This window comes from Variovorax sp. YR266, from assembly GCF_900107295.1.
Lineage (GTDB): Bacteria > Pseudomonadota > Gammaproteobacteria > Burkholderiales > Burkholderiaceae_C > Variovorax.
Genome location: NZ_FNPM01000017.1, coordinates 93,917 through 111,133, shown reverse-complemented (window position 1 = coordinate 111,133; position 17,217 = coordinate 93,917). Strand labels below are relative to the sequence as shown.

Below are 17,217 nucleotides of genomic sequence, written 5' to 3'. Positions count from 1 at the left end.
ATCGGCCAGAGCATAACGGCTGACCACGCCGAACGTGTCATTCTCTGCATCCTGTTCGCCAGCAAGGCACGCCCACACCTTATCTGGAGACTTCTGATCGCACAGTGCGACTTTTTTCGCCACCACAACTCATCATCCCTCGATCTCGACCTGAGACCATGGCATATATTGAACTCTTTGCCTGCGGCAGCCATCCGGCATCGAGTAATCAATCACATGCAACATCTTTCCCGTGAAAGAATGAACCACCTCTCGTTAATCGTCGCCGTTGCAGCGTTGGCAGGCTGCTCGACGACAGAGTACACACGAGCTCCTGTCCCCGCGGCAAGGCGCGCTCCTGCGGTCGAATCGACGCCGACAGCTCTCGTTGATCTACCGAAGGAACGCAGTGACTACGCCGAGAGGGTCACTGCTTGTGTAAGCAAGCAACGCAACGCCACGACCGATGCGCTGAAAGTCAGCCTCGATCAGATCAAGGCAATATGGAACTCCATGGGACCAGAAAAGGCCCTGGCAGGTCCTGCATGCAAGACCGCAAACGAGGAATTTGCAAGGTCAGCTGCAGATGTGGGGTGCTGACACTCACCCCATTCGAAATCGCAACTAGAGCCTCAGCAGCGCGGTATCGAACCAATCATTTATCGATACGGTGCAGTTATCGCTACATTGCCATCGCAGCGTTGCGCATGGCCAGACCTGACAGATCAGCACTTGAGATCGAAGAATCTCTTGCGAGTTTGATATAGCCGTACTTCTTCCTCTGCTCGCGCCTTGGTGTCCGGACTGCCGCTTCCACCTTCGAGCACAGGCAACTGGCGGTCAAGCCGCGCGCATTCCGCTTGATCCTGTGGCGGCAGCCGCACTCGACGCCGCAATACCTCCATCTCGCCGCGCGACTTCCCGGTTAACGGCCTCAGCGCATCGTCGAACGCGTTGTTCGTCTCTGCGCGCTGCACTTCTGCTCCCTTGCGAGACTGCCCCGACATCTTGTCCACACCCTGATTCGGCGTTGCATCGATGATCTTCGCGCCCACGCAGGGAGAATCCGAATAGGCGACGCGGCCATTCGTCTCGCAGCGGTAGACCGGTGGCGCCGCTGATGCAATGCAAGAGGCCAGGAGACATGAGAGGGCGACCAGCCGGCTCACGGTGTAGTTGGAGCCCATATCAAGCTATCGGCCGGACACCCCGGCACGCCGGATACTGGGAACATCCCCAAAACTGCCCGCCAGCATTCGCGCCCTTCTTGGCAGTGCGCTTGACCATCCCCGAGCCACATGCAGGGCATGCGGTTGCGCCAGCCGCGACACTTGGTGGACTCGATGGTGCGACCGGGTGCAACCTGTCGGCGGCGTCGACACGCGAAGACAGCGATTGCCGAGCTTGTTTGATCAGGCCGAACAGTCGATGCCCATCCACCAGCTTGACATTGCGGCCATCGGCAAAGGCCTTGGCATCCTCGCTGAAGCTGCCGGAGGTCACAACGAACCCGCCCGTAGCTCCCTTCGCTGCCATCACGCCGTACAGCTCGCGCACCACGTCGACCCCAACCTTGTAGGCCTTCCACTGCTTGCACTGGACGAGGAATTTCTCTGTGCCCTTCGAGAGCACCAGGTCCACGCCGCCATCTGCTCCACCACCGCCGGTTTCAGAGACGCTGAAGCCTTGCAGACGAAAAGCTTCACCGACCAGCATCTCGAACTCGCGCCACGACATGCCGTCGAGCGCATCTGCGCCTTTGGCCTGTGCGGTATTCGAGATCAAGGTTCGGCGCTGGTGCCGCCGCCATGCTGAGACTCCCGCACCGCTGAGGCAGATTAGCGGCACCACGTACTGGCCGACGGTCGCCAGCGCGGTGCCCATCGAGCGGACCATCAAGTCAGCCACCTGACCTGGCTGAAGCGCGACCGGTGGTAGAGGCGTGGCCAGCCTGTGCAAGAGCAGGTAGCTGATCACTGCAAGAACGACGCCGCCCCACCATGGCAGCAGGGACACCAGATCCATCAGATCTTCCGCAAGACTCGTTTTCTTTCTAGCCAAGATTCCCTCCAGTGGTGGCCAACTTTCTTGTTGCCGACGGCTCCGTGCCAGATGATCAGTTGGTATCGCTGGACTGTAGCGGCTTCGTGAGGCTCTGGAATTCCGTGCGGCCTGGGCGCTCTGCCGAGCCTTGGTCACGGCGGATCTTGAACTGCTTGGATTCGTGCAGCACCTGCCGCCACGTCGTACAGCCGTAACGCTTGAGTGCCTGCTCAGGATGCATGAGGTTCATTCGCTCTATGACCTGACCGAGGTCTGCCCACCCGTCGACAGCCAGCACCGTTTCAGCCGTGCGCAGGCACCGCACGATGCCGCAGGTCGGCCAGTCGACAGTCCCGTCCGGGCGGATGCCATCAAACAGCAAGTCGGTATATGCGGGGCTCGCCATAAATGCCCCCATTGCGCTGCGCGCTTGGTCCATGGTGATCGCCCATTGACGCAACTCGGCGTAGTGGCCGTCGACCTTCGCCATTCCAACGTCGAGGTACGCATCCGCGTCATGACACCCAGCTTCAGACCAGATGTCGAATCGTTCGAGGAAGTGATGCACGAGCTCGTTGCGCAGCGCGACGAGTTCTTTCAGTCCCACCACGACGCGTTCGTAGTCTTCCGGCTGTAGTGCCATCCGTGTCTGCATGCGAAACCAGATGCGCTGGGAGTCGACTGGGTTCCACTCGGGCTCGACCGTGTCCGGCGGCTCTGGCTGCAGGTAAGTCCCGGTCAACTCGGCGACCAACTGTCCGAGCGTCATGCGCGAGACGACTTCACCGCGCTTCTGTCGGATGGCCATCAGTTCATCGGAAGGGCCGGCGATCTCGAAGTCAACGGCGAACGCCTTCATCAAGCGTTCGTACTGCTGAAGACGAATCAGACAGCGCCCGAGTTTGCGCTGGACCTCGCGCTGCAGTGTCGAAACTGGCTCAACTGGCCTTAGCTCGACGGCCAAGCCTTGCCCTTGAATCTGTAGTTCGATGCTCATGCCCTCTTTCATGAGTTTGCCCGCAGGTCGCGGCCACAGTTTAGACGAGCTCTCGCGGCGGGCTGTTTTCAACTGCCCCCTCTTGGCTGTTCTTCAGCCCAGGTCGAGGGCGAAATGAACGGCGTCCCAAGAGTCGCGCTTTTGGGAGACTCTTTTCTCCGTTTCTCCTATACTGGACGTCGGCATCCGGCCCAACCTGTCCTCGGGTTAAATCGGAAAGAAAGTCACCCATTCGCTTTGCCTATCCGCATTCCGTCGGAGGCCGGCGCGTAATCGAGGAACGCTGGTCTTACCTATGACAGGAGTGCCTTCATGGCCCAATCTACCTCTGCTGCGCGCGAGAGTTTTCGCGCATCTCCCATTCCGGGTACTCTCGCTTTTGTCGAGCCCGCGCCCAATATCGCACTGCGAGCCCTAAAGAACCGGCTGCAGGCGCGCTTCCCCAATGTACGTTCCGCGCACCTGAGCGAAGCCATCGCGACTTCGCTTGGCTTTAAAACGCATGCGGCACTTCAGGCCGACCCGCCGGCATTGATGCGGGCACTCGAATTCGACATGTTCGAGCCGCTTGAGCTCAATCGCCGCTTGGTTGAGCTCGGTTATCCGGTTCAGCACGACTTCACGTTGGGCCCCGTCCTGAACTCCCCGACTCCTTCTCCACGCTATCTCGAAGCGATTGCCGAGCTGCGTCAACTTGAGAAGGCTCCTGACCGGGTGTGGGGCCGCATCCATGCATTGCGCGCCTGGTGCGCAGCCGAATTCTCTTCGGCCTTCGACCTCGGCCACGGCGAAACAGAGGACAAGCACATGGTGAAGCGCTGGAGCATCGGCGTTGACCATGGCGCATGCCTACCGGGGTGGGGCCGTAGTCTCAAGAACCAGCGAGGCGGCCATGTGGATTTCCCTGGCTCGGACCATCGCAGAAAGTTCTACGAGTCGCTTCCGCTCACCAGGAGGGTCAAGCCTGAATGGGCGGAATATTGCAGCGCGACGGTGTCAATGCCCTACGTCGGAAATGACGGCCTTCCGCCGAAATTCGCCGAAGCGGCGCACATGGCCGGCTGCATCGGCTGGACGTGCAGCGTGCATAGTGAATGGTCGTGGTACCAAAGCGGCAGGACTGCTCTCGTTCTGTTCAAACGCACCACCACGGCGGACAGCATCCGCCAACAATGGGCTGGCTCGTTCAAGCGCTGGCTGCTCGAAAACCAGTCCCGGTTGAAGCGGGGCGCATCGATGCGCAAAAATGTCGTCGAAGACATCATTGACTGCAACCACCTGCCGTTCTATCTGAAGGACTTCCCAGACTGTCGCGAGCGCTACCTCAAAGAGTTCGTGCCGAAGCTCTACGCTGGCCTCGACCCGGAGATGGCGAGAGTGTTCGAGCGCTTGATGACCAAGTGGGCCGAGGAGTGGCCTCGCCAAGAAGGCCTACGACCATGAGCACTGTCCAGCCACGCCTCTGCCCTCAAGCACGCCGGTCAACGGACGCGGACATGCGCTTCATCAAGGCCTGGCTTGAAGCGCAAGAAAACGACGAAGTGCACGGCACCTTCTTGTGCAATTGGAATCTGACCGTTGAAGCGCACGAGGCCGGCAAGCTTCTTGTCTACGTTGACGAACAGTCACAGGAGGTCGTCGCATACCAGTGGGGAGCCTTGGTACATCCCGGCATCCTTGAGGTCCGCAACGACATGCGCGGTCAAGGTATTGGCAAGGCTTTGGTTGCGCATCGGCTGGCGGAGGCCGCCGAAGCGGGGCATGACATCCTTCGCATCCAATGCACGCCACGCTCTTCCATTCCCTTCTGGGAAAGCATGGGCTTTGAATTACAGAAAAACGGCGATGTCGGCATGCAGAACGTCTACGCCTTCAGACTGATGCCCAGGACGCTTGTGGTGCCTGACGAAGGCGAACGAGTACAGGTGATCGTGGAGTGGTATCCGGAAATGCGGGACCGGAAGCCTGAGACGCCTGCCGAGCGTACTCAGGTCATAGCCGGGGTGCGTGAAGGAGGAATGATCTACTTGTCCGAGCGCGCACTCTGTCCCAACAAAGTAGTTGGTCAGGATACGGTGCTGCGGGTGACTGTTGACGGCGAAGAGTGGCTCTGCGGAAAGGCAAAGCACGAACGGGCCGCGGATCTCGGCGTGGAACACTGCCCCAACGGATTCTTCCTAGACTTTCTCTGGCCCGAAGGCCTCCTGGCGAGCTAGCGAAGATCGAACAACCGGTCCATCAGCGATGAAGGAGTTTCGCCACGCGGCCTACTGCACCGAAGAAATCCAGATCATGTGCGGATGCCCCAGTTCCAATCCGAGGACTGGGTCAGGAAGGCCGACATGCCGGTCGAACTTCCCGAGCACATGGACTTGTACCGGTCTCGTCCAGACCGGCGTGTTGGCATAGTCAAGCAACTGCTTTTGCAGCGCGGCTCCCGCTGCACCCTGTGCCAGGCACGGGGTCGTCGGAATCCACACGCAAAGTTCAGGGCCGCCCATTTGCCTTTCGTGGAGCATGACGTCAAATCCATCCGGGTATGCCACAACCTCGCGAGCGGTGCCGACGAATATCTTCATGTGGCCGCGCGGGACGTTGGGGTCGTAGTCCAAGGGATGAAATGCGCTGAAGAATGTGCCACCTGAATTCCACGACGCCGCCAATGACTGAGTCTTGCGGCTCGCAAGGTTCATGCTGTGCCAGCCTCGTGCGAATTTTTCGACCGTCTGCGATTGAGACTCGGATGTTCCGGAGCCACTTCCATTGCGGTTCCTCGATCCAGTACCGGATTGCCCATTGACTTGAGGATTGGGCCCCGCCCCACCCGGCACAGATGGCGCGGCGGTCACGCGCGGATCGACCCATCGTGTCGGCCACATGTCCCGATTCGGGTTTGCGGGAATCTTGCCTTCGCCAGCACTTACTCTGGTCGAGTCATCGGGTGCAGGCTCTCGGTTGCAGGTGTGAGGGTGATTTGGATCGCGCCTCCGGAAACTAGACGAGGGGGTGATCTTTCGGCCGACCTTGAAAGGTTCGATGATCACCGCGCTGACCGGCACGCCGCAATCCGCACAGACAAACGTGAGCGCGTTGTTGGCATCATGGGATGTCTTGAAATGCTTCTCGACCAGGCTGATCGAGATCAGATCGTCGACAAATCTGGCTGCAGCAGGAAATGGGGACTTCAGGCGTGCTTCTTCGTGCATGAATCGGGTAAGCGGGATGTTGATGCCATCATGCTAAGCAGCATTTCGATTTCGTCTCCATTTTTTTGCGCTCGACAACTGCCACGCAGCAGTCGCAGGCCCAACGCCATTCCGCCGAGATGAATCACTTGCTGCCAAACGCGGCCAATCGTTCATTGTTTGATTAACACGCCGTTATCGACACATTGCCGCCGCCGCAGCGTCGCGCTACACCATCCGTCGTCGAGGTCACCTACCTCGACCGAGCATCACCGGAATGGCCGCTTCCGAGCCTGCCCGATGTCGCATTTGGTTTAGGGTTGTCCGGCACCTGTCCGTGCATGACGACGGTGCCGAGCACGACACGGCCTGAGGACAGGTGTTGGACAAGCCTCCATGGAGGAAACCGCGGAATGCACCTGTTGAGCCTGAGAAGACTACGAAGCTATGGGGATTCGAGATGCGTGAATCGAGGTGATGCAGTCGATGGGCCCAAGCATTCGTTCGACGACGTCGATGTGGCGCCGCAGATCGAACCAGCACGTTGGGTCGCTCGGTCCCATGGCCTGCGGCAAGTCCCTCGCGGGGCGTGTAGGCAAGACATCCTCTCATCGCCCTGGGACGAGATGACGACCGACGCTGCTGATGATCAGTGCTCATAGTGTCTGGGGCTGCTGAGGTGGTGCGCGGATTGGTTGTCCGCGAGCGAAGGTCTGCACGATGATCATCGGACCACCGCAGTGCGGGCAAAAGAAACTTGGTCGCGCAGATTCAGGCTCGGCATCAACGTCCGAACTCTCCGTCGCCTTATCGGTTGGCTGCAGTAGCAGTGCGCGAACGCATGTTAGGCCCTCCTGGCGATTGCCGTTGGCCAGGAGCCCGTAGTGGCGAATGCGATGGAAGCCGCCCGGCAGTACGTGCAGCAGGAAGCGGCACATGAACTCATCGGCATCGAGCGTCATCGTCTTGTGGCGCGTTCGGCCCTTGGCTCGGTAGTCCTTCCAACGGAAGGTGACGCCACGTTCATCCATGGCCACGAGCCGGCTGTTGGAGATCGCCACGCGGTGGGTGTAGCGCGACAGATAGGCCAGCACCGCTTCGGGGCCGGCAAACGGACGCTTGGCATAGACGCCCCATTCACACTTGCGCAGCGGGGCGAGCCAGTCGGCGAAGGCGTGCTCATCAGGCCAGCGCCGCAGGCCTTGCAAGATAGCGCTCGCGGATCGCCTTGGCCGACCAGTAGGTCAGCGCCGCCACCAGGCCGGTCGGGTTGTAGCCCAGCCCCTGCGGGAAGGCCGACGCGCCGGGCACGAAGACGTTGTGCACGTCCCAGCTCTGCAAGTAGCGGTTGATCGCGCTGGTGCCCGGGTCGGTGCCCATGATCGCGCCGCCGTTGAGGTGGGTGGTCTGGTAGCTCGTCGTGTCGAAGTGCTCGCCGAAGTTCTTGACGAACACGCGCACGGCCTTCGGGCCCATCGCCTCGGCGATGCCGCGCATCTTCTCGGCCATGAAGCGGGTCATGCGGATGTCGTTGTCTTTCCAGTCGAAGGTCATGCGCAGCAGCGGCAGGCCCCAGGCGTCCTTGTAGGTCGGGTCCAGGCTCAGGTAGTTGTCGTGGTAGCTCATGTGCGCGCCGTGCGCATCCATCGACATCGTGTGCGTGTAGTTGTCGGCAACGGCCTGCTTCCACGCACTGCCCCAGCCGGGCGCGCCCTCGGGCAGCGAGATGCCGCTGATCGGCTTCACGCCAGCCTGGTTGACCCACATCGGCGAGCCGCCGACGAAGCCGAACGGGCCGTGGTCGAAGTTGTCGGCATTGAAGTCGTCGATCGCCACGCCGTTGCCGCCCGCGCCGATGAAGGGGTTGGCGTACACGTCCTTGTCGAAGAAGGCCTTGATCGTCGCCATGTTCTGGTAGGCGAAGTTGCGCCCGACGGTGCCCTTGCCGGTCGCCGGGTCGTAGGGCGTGCCGATGCCCGACAGCAGCATCAGCCGCACGTTGTGGAACTGGAACGCGCAGATGACGACGATGTCCGCCGGCTGCTCCACCTCGCGTCCTTGCGCATCGACATAGGTAACGCCGGTGGCGGTGCGGCGATCGGCCGCGAGGTTCACGCGCAGCACGTGCGCATGCGTGCGCAGCTCGAAGTTCGGCACCTGGCGCAGCGCCGGCAGCACATTGACGTTGGGCGAGGCCTTCGAATAGTTGTAGCAGACGTAACCGCTGCAGTAGCCGCAGAAATTGCACGGCCCCATCTGGCAGCCGTACGGATTGGTGTACGGCCCGGAGGCGTTGGCCGACGGCAGGTCGTAGGGGTGATAGCCCAGCTTGCCCGCGGCATCGCCGAAGCGTTGTGCCGACACCGTGCGCTTTTGCGCGGGCAGCGGAAAGGCGTGCGAGCGGTCGGCCGCGAACGGGTTGCCGCCCTTGCCTTCGCCCACTTTCTGGCCGGCCACGGTCCATGCGGTGCCCGAGGTGCCGAATACTTTCTCGGCGAAGTCGAAATGCGGCTCCAGCTCTTCGTAGCTGACGCCGAAGTCCTGGATCGTCATGCCCTCGGGAATGAACTTCTTGCCGTAGCGCTCTTCGTAGTGGCTGCGCAGGCGCAGCTCCGCAGGGTCGACGCGAAAGTGCACGCCCGACCAGTGCAGCCCCGCGCCACCAACGCCGGTACCGGGCAGGAAGGCACCCAGCTGCCGATAGGGCAGCGCCGTGTCGCTCACGCCGTGGCGGATCGTCACAGTCTCGCGCGAGATGTCCTGGAACAGCTTGCGGCGGATGTTGTAGGTGAGCTCGTCCAGCACCTTGGGGTAGATGCCGTCGGTGGCCGTGTCCTGCATCGGGCCGCGCTCGAGGGCGACCACGTTCAGGCCGGCCTCGGTCAGCTCCTTGGCCATGATCGCGCCGGTCCAGCCGAAGCCGACGATCACCACGTCGGCTTTCTTCATCGTGTTGCCGGCCATGCTCAGCCTCTCTGCCCACTCAAGGCCACGGGTGGCAGCGGGTATTTCACGTCGCGCTCGACCCAGTCCATGAAGTCGGCGCGCGCACCGGGAAACCCGATCAGCTTCCAGCCCACGAGACCGCGATTGCCGCCATGCACCGGATCAGCGAAGAAGCCTTCGCGCACGTTCTGCAGCAGCATCGAGAAGAACAGCTGGGCTGGCACGGCTTCGAACACGGCCTTGCCCGATTCGATTTCATGCAGCGCCGCATCTTGCGCGTCCACCGCAAGTTGCACGAAGGATTTGCCTTGCGCCTTCTGCACGAAGCCGTTGGCGGCATCGATTCCCAGCCGATAGATCTGCTGCGGCGTGAGCTGCGATTGATAACCCATCGTGGCCGGCGCGTCGGCGTTGAACGGCCCTTGCATGTACCAGAGCTTGCCGGTGGCCCAGGGCGTGTCCATCTGCCGGTCGATGTACTCGGGCACGCCGGCTTCCACCGCTCCCGGGCCCGATGCATCGTTCGGAATCAATCGCGCGCTGGCGGCGTTGACGAAGGCCCATTCGCCTGCGCTGAAGAAGCGCGGCGAATAGGTGCTAGGTGCCGGGTTGCTCGCGGCCGCTTCGCCTTGCGCGGCCGTCGCCTGCCGGGTGTCGCATCCGGGAAGCACCGCGACGGCGAGGGTGGCGGCGCCCAAGCCCTTGAACAACTGGCGCCTCGATGACGGTGGTTGCGATGAGTCCGGTGCGGTCACGGGCGTGCTCCTGTCTGGGTTCATGAGGCGATCGATCAACGCGCGGGAGCGGCCTGCGCGGACCGCTCCTTCTCGATGGCGCTGCGGATCGCGCCGACTTGCGCGGCCTGCACGGCCGAAGCCTTGTTGCCCCAGCTCTGGCGCGTGAAGCTCGCGAGCTGTGCCACTTCGTCGTCCGACAGGCGCCAGCCGAAGCCGGGCATGCCGAGCTCCGATGGCGCGACGCGCGTGGCGGGCAATTTGCTGCCCTCGAGGATCAGGCGAATCACCGAGCTCGGGTCGCCTGCCAGCACGGTGGAATTGCCGGCGATGCGCGGAAACACCTGCGCGTAGCCCAGACCGTCGCTGCGATGGCAGGCCGCGCAGTTGTCGACGTACAGCTCGGCGCCGCGCGTCGAGTTGACGCCCTGCCACAGTGCCTTGGCGGTCGCAGGGTCGGCATTGAACGACGATGGAGAGTGCGCCGAGGGTGGCAGCGCTTTGAGGAATGCGGCAATCGCCTTCAGGTCGTCGTCACTCAGGTGCTGCGTGCTGTGCACGATGGCATCGTTCATCGCACCGCCGACCACTGCATGCGATGCATTGCGCGCGCTGCGCAAGGTCGAGACGATGTCGGCGGCCGACCAGGCGCCCAGTCCGTCCGCCGGATTGCCGCGCAGGTTCACCGCCACCCATCCGTCGATGAGCGGGCCGCCGGCCAGGTACTCGGGGCTGGACTCGTCCAGCGCCTTCTCCTGCATCGTTGGCGCGCGCGGCGTATGGCAACTGCCGCAATGCCCCAGGCCCTGTACCAGATATGCACCGCGCGCCACCGACATGTCGGCATAGCGGGCGGGGTCGAAGGCCACTGCATCCGGCTGCGGCGCGAATGCCTTGCGCCACAGCGCCATCGGCCAGCGCATCGACAGCGGCCAGGGAATGCCGCGTGGATGCGCCTGGGATTGGGCCGGCGCCACGCCGTGCATGAAAAAGGCATACAGCGCGCGAACGTCGTCGTCGCTCATGCGCGCATACGACGGATAAGGCATCGCGGGGTACAGCGAATCGCCGTCGATCCGGATGCCGTGGCGCACCGCGCGATCGAAGTCGGCGAGCGTGTAGTTGCCAATGCCGCTGCCGCGATCCGGCGTGATGTTGGTGCTGTACATCGCACCGATGGGCGAAGCCAGCGGCAGCCCGCCGGCGAATGGCGTTCCGCCCGGCGACGTGTGGCAGGCCACGCAATCGCCGGCCTGGGCCAGGTAGCGACCCTTGTCGACCAAGGCTTTCGAATTGCTGTCGGACGCGGCGGCGATGTCCCGCGTGGTCGTGGGCCACAGCGCAAGAATCAGCGCCGCGCCGATGACGAGGACGGTGATGCCGGCGAAGGCCCACAGAAACTTCTTCACCATCGTTGCATTCTCCTTGCAATGCCAACCGTCGTTGAGCAGGTGCCGCGTCAGACGATACGCGTCTCGAGCTCGCCCAGGCCGTCGATCCATACCTTCGTCACATCGCCGCGCTTCAGGAAGACGCCGCTTTCCATGCCGACACCCGCAGGGGTTCCGGTCAGGATCACGTCGCCGGGATACAGGTCGGTGCGCTCGCTCAGGTGGGCGATTTGCTCCGCGACGTTGTACAGGTGGTTGCTCGTGTTCGAATCCTGACGGATTTCGCCGTTGACCCACAGCTTGATGTGGAGATTCTCCGGCGAACCGACGAACTCGGCCGGCGTGAACACCGGCCCGAGCGGGCACGAGCCGTTGAAGGACTTGTGGCCGATCCAGTCGTATCGGAACGGGGAGCTGGGGTCGGCCTTGTCGCGCACGAAATGATCGCGCGCCGACAAGTCGTTGGCGCACATGTAGCCGGCCACGTGGTCGAGCGCCGACCCGACCGTCACGCCCGACGCGTGGCGGCCGATCACGACGGCCAGCTCCGCCTCCCAGTCCAGACGCTGCGTGCGGGCAGGGAACGCCACCTCGCCACGATGGCCCGACAGATTGGCGGCGCCTCCCTTGAGGAAGTGCCAGGGCGCGATCCCCACGCCCTTGGGGTCCAGCACCAACTTCATGTTGAAGGCACTGCTCATGGCCGCCACGTGGTCGCGGTAGTTCGCCCCCGCCGCGTAGATGACGCCGGGACGTGTCAGCGGCGCGAGCAACGTGAGCTGTGCCGCGTCGAGGGCCGCATCGCTGAAGACCGCGGCATCTTCGGCCACCGCGTTCGCCAGTCTTCGCAACGCCGACTGCGACGTCTCCCAGCGCTGCAGCAAGTCATCGACCGATGACCGGGCCAGTGTCGCTTGGCCTGTACGGTCCGCCACACCAGCAAGAGACAGCCAGGCATTGCCGACCACGATCCCGGCTTGCGGCGCCCTGCCCGATCCATAGGTGAACAACTGGTACTTCAAGCGCCTACTCCTCGATGACGAAACCGGAGGCCTTCACAACGCCCGCCCAGCGTTGCAGGTCCTCCCGGATGAGGGCGGACACGCGCTGCCGCGCCATGGACTTCACGGCAATGCCGAACTTCGCGAAGCCTTCGGCGATCGCGTCGGTCTTCAACGCCTCGCCAATCGATTTCTCCATCCCGGCAAGAACGGGCTCCGCGGTGCCCGCGGGCGCGAAGACGCCGATCCAGCTCTGCACCACGACATCGTGGTAGCCCGCTTCGCGCAGCGTCGGCGCGTCGGGCAGGAATCGCGAGCGTTCGGGACCGGTCGTCGCCAGCACGCGCAGCTTGCCGCTCCCCAGCTGCGGCAACACTTCGGCCACCGGGTTGATGCTTGCAGGGACCTGGCCTCCCAGGAGATCCTGCACCGCTTGCGTTCCTCCCTTGTAGCCCACATGCGTGAGTTCGACCTTCGCCGCCGCGGCCAGCATGACGCCGGTGAAGTGCGGCGTCGATCCGGGGGCGGGCGAGGCGTACAGCGCCTGCTTCGGGTTCTGCCGGCACCATTGCAGGAACGCCCCGACGCTCGTCACCTCCCTGGGCGCGGCCGGGCCCACGCACAACGCGAACTCGGACACGCCACACATCGCCACGGGCACGAAGTCCTTCAGCGGCTCGTACGTCAGCTTGCGGTACAGGTAGGGATAGACCGTGAGCGGAAAGTCGGGCGTGACGACAATCGTGCCGCCGTCGTTCCTCGCGCGCGCCACCGCATCGAGCGCCAACCGGCCGCCCGCGCCGGCCCGGTTCTCCACGATCGGATCGAAGCCGCTCATCTGGCGTGCCACCAGGCGCGCGATCACATCGGTAGCCCCGCCTGGGGAATAACCGACATACACGTGCAAGGGGTTGGCCGCGAAGGTCGGCAGCACGCTGCCTGCCGCGACGGCACCTGCGCATTGCAGGATCGCCCGGCGTTGAAGTTGAAAGGTCATGGGTGTGTGAAAGGCGGGGTCTGGTGCAATCGCCTCGTCTCCTTGTAGTCGCGTGATTCTGAAACGCACCTTTTCATTAATCCATATCGAATGAATGATTCGAAGGTATAGATGAAATTTATACTTTTGCAATGAAGGACCTGAACCTGCTCTATGTGTTCGAGGCCATGTGGCGCGACCGCTCCGTGACGGTGTCGGCGGAGCGGCTCGGATTGACGCAGGCCGCCGTCAGCGCCTCGCTGAAGCGGATTCGCGAAGCGTATGGCGACAAGATGTTCACGCTCGCGGGCCGGCGCATGGAGCCCACGCCGCTGGCCGAGGAACTGGCGCCGCAACTGCTCGATGCGCTGGCCATGGTGCGCAAGACGCGCGCCGAGCGCGGACGCTTCGACCCCTCGACCGCGCACCGCATGTTCACGGTCAGGACCCGCGACATCGGCGAGGTGGTGTGCTTTCCCCGCATCCTTGCCGCGCTCGGGCAATCGGCACCGGGACTTCGCCTGCGCACGCTGTTTCGCTCGATTCCGGAAACCATGAGCGCCATGGCCGCGGGGCAGATCGACTTCGCGCTCGGCTTCCTGCCCTCGCTCGAGGCAGGCATTCACAGTCGAATGCTGTTCAGGCAGAACTACGTGTGCGTCATGCGGGAAGACCATCCGCTGGCCGGCGTCAGGCTCACGGCCAGGCGATTCGCCGAAAGCGAACACCTGCTGGTCGAGTACTCAGGCAGCGGGCACGCGGTTCTCGAGCGCGCGCTCATCGAAGCCGGTGCGCGCAACCGCATCAAGGTGCGGCTGCCGCAATACCTGGCCGCGCCCCACTTCGTGATCGGCTCCGACCTGCTCTGGTCCGTGCCCGCGATGCTTGCCGAGACGCTCAGCGCGCACTTCCGGTTCGCGATCAAGCCGCACCCGCTGCCGCTGCCTCATTTCGAGGTCGCCCTGTACTGGCACGACCGCTACCACCGCGACCCCGCGAACAAATGGCTGCGCGATTTCATCGTGCAGCAGTTCGCGGCGGACGGCGGCGCGGTCACTTGGCCAGATGCTCCTGCAGGAACTCGATGAAGCGCTGCGTCTTCGCCGGCAGCAAGCGGGTTTCGGTCAGGGCATAGACCGGTATCGGCTTGCCCTCCCAGTCGGGCAGTATCCGGCGCAGCCGGCCGGCCGCCAGGTCTTCGGCGGCGATCTCCACGGGCAGCAGGATCACGCCCAGGTCCAGCGTGGACAGGCGCCGGAACATGCCGACGCTGTTGACATGGAAGCGCCCCCCGACTTCGACCTCGACGGTCTCGGCACCTCGGTGCAGTGCCCATTTGCCGGCCTTGGGAAAACCCAGGCACTCGTGCTGCGCCAGGTCGGTGGGGTGCGTGGGCTCGCTCGATAGCTCGAGGTAGCGGGGCGACGCATAGGCCTGCACCGAAAGGCGAGCCAGCAGCCGGGCGATCAGGTTCGAATCCGCTGACTCGCCCATGCGGATGGCCACGTCGAACGGCTCGGTGACCAGGTCCACCCGCCGCGGCGTGAGGTCGAGATCGAAGGTGATGCCCGGGTAGCGGCGGGCAAATTCCACGATCAGCGGCGCCATGTAGATCATGGCGAAGTCCACCGGCAGCGACGCGCGCAGCACGCCGCTGGGCTGCGCCAGCATCTCCCCCAACTGCTCGTGGGCGATGCGGGCTTCGTCGACGATGCGCCTGCAGCGCTCGTAGTAGAGCTGCCCGGCTTCGGTCAGCTCGACCTTGCGCGTCGTGCGATGCAGGAGCCGCAGGCCGATGGCCTTCTCCAAGGCACTGATTCGCCTGGACAGGGTCGAGTTCGGCACGCCCGTGGCATCGGCCGCACGGCGAAAGCTCAGCGTGCTGGCGACCTCGACAAACAAAGCCATGTCATTCAGCAGCTCCATTTTATTGCGCCATTTTTGGATCAATGATTGCCATTTTACCGTATTTATCTCTCCCTTAGATTAATCAAAGATACGTCCATCGCAAGCACACGCCCCAAGGAATTTCCCATGAGCCAACTGTTCACCCCCGTTCGCATCGGCCGCTACATCGCGCCGAACCGTCTCGTCATGGCCCCGATGACCCGCTCCCGCGCCGACGGCGACGGCGTTCCCAGCGACCTGACGGTCGCCTACTACGCCCAGCGCGCCAGCGCCGGCCTGATCATTTCCGAGGGCGTGTTTCCGTCCGCCATGGGCAAGGGCTACGTGCACACGCCCGGCATCGAAACCGAGGCCCAGGTGGCGGCCTGGAAGAAGGTGACCGAGGCCGTGCATGCGCGCGGCGGGCGCATCTTCATGCAGCTGATGCATTGCGGCCGGGTGTCGCACCCTTCGCTGCTCGACGGCGCCACGCCCGTCGCTCCCTCGGCCATCAAGCCTGAAGGCCAGGCATGGACGCCGGCCGGCCAGGTCGACTTCGTCACGCCCCGGGAGTTGAGCCTGGCCGAGATCGCCGACGTCATCGAAGACTATCGCCAGGCCACGCGCCGTGCCATCGACGCGGGCTTCGACGGCGTGGAGTTGCACGCGGCCTCCGGCTACCTGCCCGAACAGTTCCTCTCGTCGGGCAGCAACCAGCGGCAAGACCTGTACGGCGGCTCTGTCGAAGGCCGCGCCCGCTTCGTGCTCGACGTGCTGGATGCGATGGCCGCTGAGGCCGGTGCCGACCGCGTCGGCATCAAGATTTCGCCGGAGATGAACTACAACAGCATCACCGATGCTGCGCCTCAGGAGACTTATGCCTACCTGATCGACCGGCTGCGCGGCTGGGGACTGGCCTATCTGCATGTCGCGCTGTTCGGTGCGAAGTTCGACTACCACGCGCTGTTGCGTCCGCGCTTCGAAGGTGCGTACCTGATCGGCGGTGGCCTCACGCAAGACAGCGCCGAGGGTGCACTGTACGAAGGCAAGGCCGACGCGACTGTGTTCGGCAGCGCCTTCCTCGCGAACCCCGACCTGCCCGAGCGCTTCCGCGTGGGCGCTGCGCTCAACGCAGTCGACCGCACCACCTTCTTCGCGCCGCCTACCGCCAAGGGATACATCGACTATCCGGCGCTGGCCGTGGCCGAAGCCGCCTGAGGCAAAGCGTCATGACGATCACTGCCCGCATGCAACGCGCCAACCGGGGAAGCCACTTCAGGGCCTACAGCCTGCATGGCGCCGAACCGGCGCTGATGGACCCCTTCCTGGGCATCGACCACGCCTGGATGAGCGCACCCACGTTTCCGCCGCATCCACACGCCGGCTTCTCCGCGGTGACTTACCTGTTCCTCGATTCGGAGACCGGCATTGCCAACCGCGATTCGCAAGGCAACAGCACGCTGATCCAGCCGGGCGGCCTGCATTGGACCGCCGCCGGGCATGGCGTGATCCACGAAGAGAACCCGGCCGTGCCCGGAAGCACCGTGCACTTGCTGCAGATCTTCGTCAACCTCCCCGTTGAGCGGCAAGGCGCCGCGCCCTTCGCGCTCAGCCTCGCCCCGCAGGACGTGCCGGTGGTCCAGCGCCCCGGTGCACGCGTGCGCATTCCCTTCGGCAGCTTTGGCGGCGTGCACTCCCCGCTGACGCCGCCCACCGATGTCACCCTGCTCGACATCTCGCTGGAAGCAGGCGCCGAGCTGGTGCTGCCGTTGGCCGTGGGACAGCGAGCTTTCGTCATGCCGATCTTCGGCAGCGCGGAAATCGATGGCGAGAGCTTCAGCCTCGACAACCTCGGCGTCCCGATTCTTCCTGCCGCGAACGAAGCGACGACGCACACGCTCGTCGCCAAGTCGGATGGAGCCAAGGTCGCCGTGTTCATCGGCGAACCGTTGCACCAACCCGTGTTTTCGAACGGCCCCATGGCTTTTGCGAGCCCGAAGAGCCTGACCGCGGCAGCCGCCGCCTATCACCGTGGCGACCTGGGAACGCTTTAGCAGGCCGCCACACCCTCGGGGCAT

General features: G+C 63.6%; 15 protein-coding genes and 1 pseudogene. 5 read left to right on the top strand and 11 right to left on the bottom strand.

All coding sequences use genetic code 11. The features are described 5' to 3' along the window. Positions 1–704: 704 nt before the first annotated feature. From BLW48_RS31045 to BLW48_RS31035, 3 genes are all read right to left on the bottom strand, one after another. On the bottom strand, positions 705–1,166 hold the full coding sequence (locus BLW48_RS31045; RefSeq protein WP_093179434.1) for a DUF4124 domain-containing protein: 462 nt from the start codon (positions 1,164–1,166) through the stop codon (positions 705–707). 1 nt (position 1,167) lies between these two features. Further along, complete coding sequence (locus BLW48_RS31040; RefSeq protein WP_093179432.1) at positions 1,168–2,004, bottom strand: restriction endonuclease; 837 nt, start codon at positions 2,002–2,004, stop codon at positions 1,168–1,170. Positions 2,005–2,095: 91 nt separating this feature from the next. Beyond that, on the bottom strand, positions 2,096–3,019 hold the full coding sequence (locus BLW48_RS31035) for an OST-HTH/LOTUS domain-containing protein (RefSeq protein WP_093179431.1): 924 nt from the start codon (positions 3,017–3,019) through the stop codon (positions 2,096–2,098). 312 nt (positions 3,020–3,331) lie between these two features. Here BLW48_RS31035 and BLW48_RS31030 point away from each other — a divergent pair, with 312 nt between their 5' ends. Together BLW48_RS31030 and BLW48_RS31025 are read left to right on the top strand one after the other, a co-directional pair. Beyond that, entirely contained in the window at positions 3,332–4,462 is a 1,131-nt protein-coding gene (locus BLW48_RS31030) for a hypothetical protein (RefSeq protein WP_093179429.1), read from the top strand. 53 nt (positions 4,463–4,515) lie between these two features. Next, on the top strand, positions 4,516–5,235 hold the full coding sequence (locus BLW48_RS31025) for a GNAT family N-acetyltransferase (RefSeq protein ID WP_177142474.1): 720 nt from the start codon (positions 4,516–4,518) through the stop codon (positions 5,233–5,235). 51 nt (positions 5,236–5,286) lie between these two features. Here BLW48_RS31025 and BLW48_RS35200 read toward each other — a convergent pair whose 3' ends face one another. From BLW48_RS35200 to BLW48_RS30990, 7 genes and pseudogenes are all read right to left on the bottom strand, one after another. After that, positions 5,287–6,225 (bottom strand): hypothetical protein, encoded by a 939-nt coding sequence (locus BLW48_RS35200; protein WP_143047834.1) that lies wholly within the window; start codon positions 6,223–6,225, stop codon positions 5,287–5,289. A 635-nt stretch (positions 6,226–6,860) separates the two neighbouring features. After that, a pseudogene (locus BLW48_RS31015) lies at positions 6,861–7,379 on the bottom strand (transposase); the annotation flags it as partial. 7 nt (positions 7,380–7,386) lie between these two features. Further along, positions 7,387–9,168 (bottom strand): GMC family oxidoreductase, encoded by a 1,782-nt coding sequence (locus tag BLW48_RS31010; RefSeq protein ID WP_218137552.1) that lies wholly within the window; start codon positions 9,166–9,168, stop codon positions 7,387–7,389. 2 nt (positions 9,169–9,170) lie between these two features. Continuing rightward, entirely contained in the window at positions 9,171–9,929 is a 759-nt protein-coding gene (locus tag BLW48_RS31005; protein WP_093179462.1) for a gluconate 2-dehydrogenase subunit 3 family protein, read from the bottom strand. Positions 9,930–9,940: 11 nt separating this feature from the next. After that, positions 9,941–11,296, bottom strand: coding sequence for a cytochrome c (locus tag BLW48_RS31000; protein WP_093179424.1), 1,356 nt, complete (start codon positions 11,294–11,296; stop codon positions 9,941–9,943). Positions 11,297–11,343: 47 nt separating this feature from the next. Continuing rightward, positions 11,344–12,297, bottom strand: a complete 954-nt coding sequence (locus tag BLW48_RS30995) for a fumarylacetoacetate hydrolase family protein (RefSeq protein WP_093179423.1) — start codon at positions 12,295–12,297, stop codon at positions 11,344–11,346. Positions 12,298–12,301: 4 nt separating this feature from the next. Further along, complete coding sequence (locus BLW48_RS30990; protein WP_093179421.1) at positions 12,302–13,273, bottom strand: Bug family tripartite tricarboxylate transporter substrate binding protein; 972 nt, start codon at positions 13,271–13,273, stop codon at positions 12,302–12,304. A 131-nt stretch (positions 13,274–13,404) separates the two neighbouring features. Here BLW48_RS30990 and BLW48_RS30985 point away from each other — a divergent pair, with 131 nt between their 5' ends. Further along, positions 13,405–14,340 (top strand): LysR family transcriptional regulator, encoded by a 936-nt coding sequence (locus BLW48_RS30985; RefSeq protein WP_093179420.1) that lies wholly within the window; start codon positions 13,405–13,407, stop codon positions 14,338–14,340. On the opposite strand, the gene BLW48_RS30980 is transcribed toward BLW48_RS30985, so the two are convergent. Continuing rightward, positions 14,306–15,178, bottom strand: a complete 873-nt coding sequence (locus tag BLW48_RS30980) for a LysR family transcriptional regulator (RefSeq protein WP_093179418.1) — start codon at positions 15,176–15,178, stop codon at positions 14,306–14,308. The two genes, BLW48_RS30985 and BLW48_RS30980, sit on opposite strands and share 35 nt — an antisense overlap. Before the next feature lie 108 nt (positions 15,179–15,286). On the opposite strand from BLW48_RS30980, the gene BLW48_RS30975 reads away from it, so the two are divergent. Together BLW48_RS30975 and BLW48_RS30970 are read left to right on the top strand one after the other, a co-directional pair. Next, positions 15,287–16,357, top strand: coding sequence for an alkene reductase (locus BLW48_RS30975; protein WP_093179417.1), 1,071 nt, complete (start codon positions 15,287–15,289; stop codon positions 16,355–16,357). An 11-nt stretch (positions 16,358–16,368) separates the two neighbouring features. After that, positions 16,369–17,193 (top strand): pirin family protein, encoded by an 825-nt coding sequence (locus tag BLW48_RS30970; protein ID WP_093179415.1) that lies wholly within the window; start codon positions 16,369–16,371, stop codon positions 17,191–17,193. Positions 17,194–17,217: the final 24 nt, after the last annotated feature.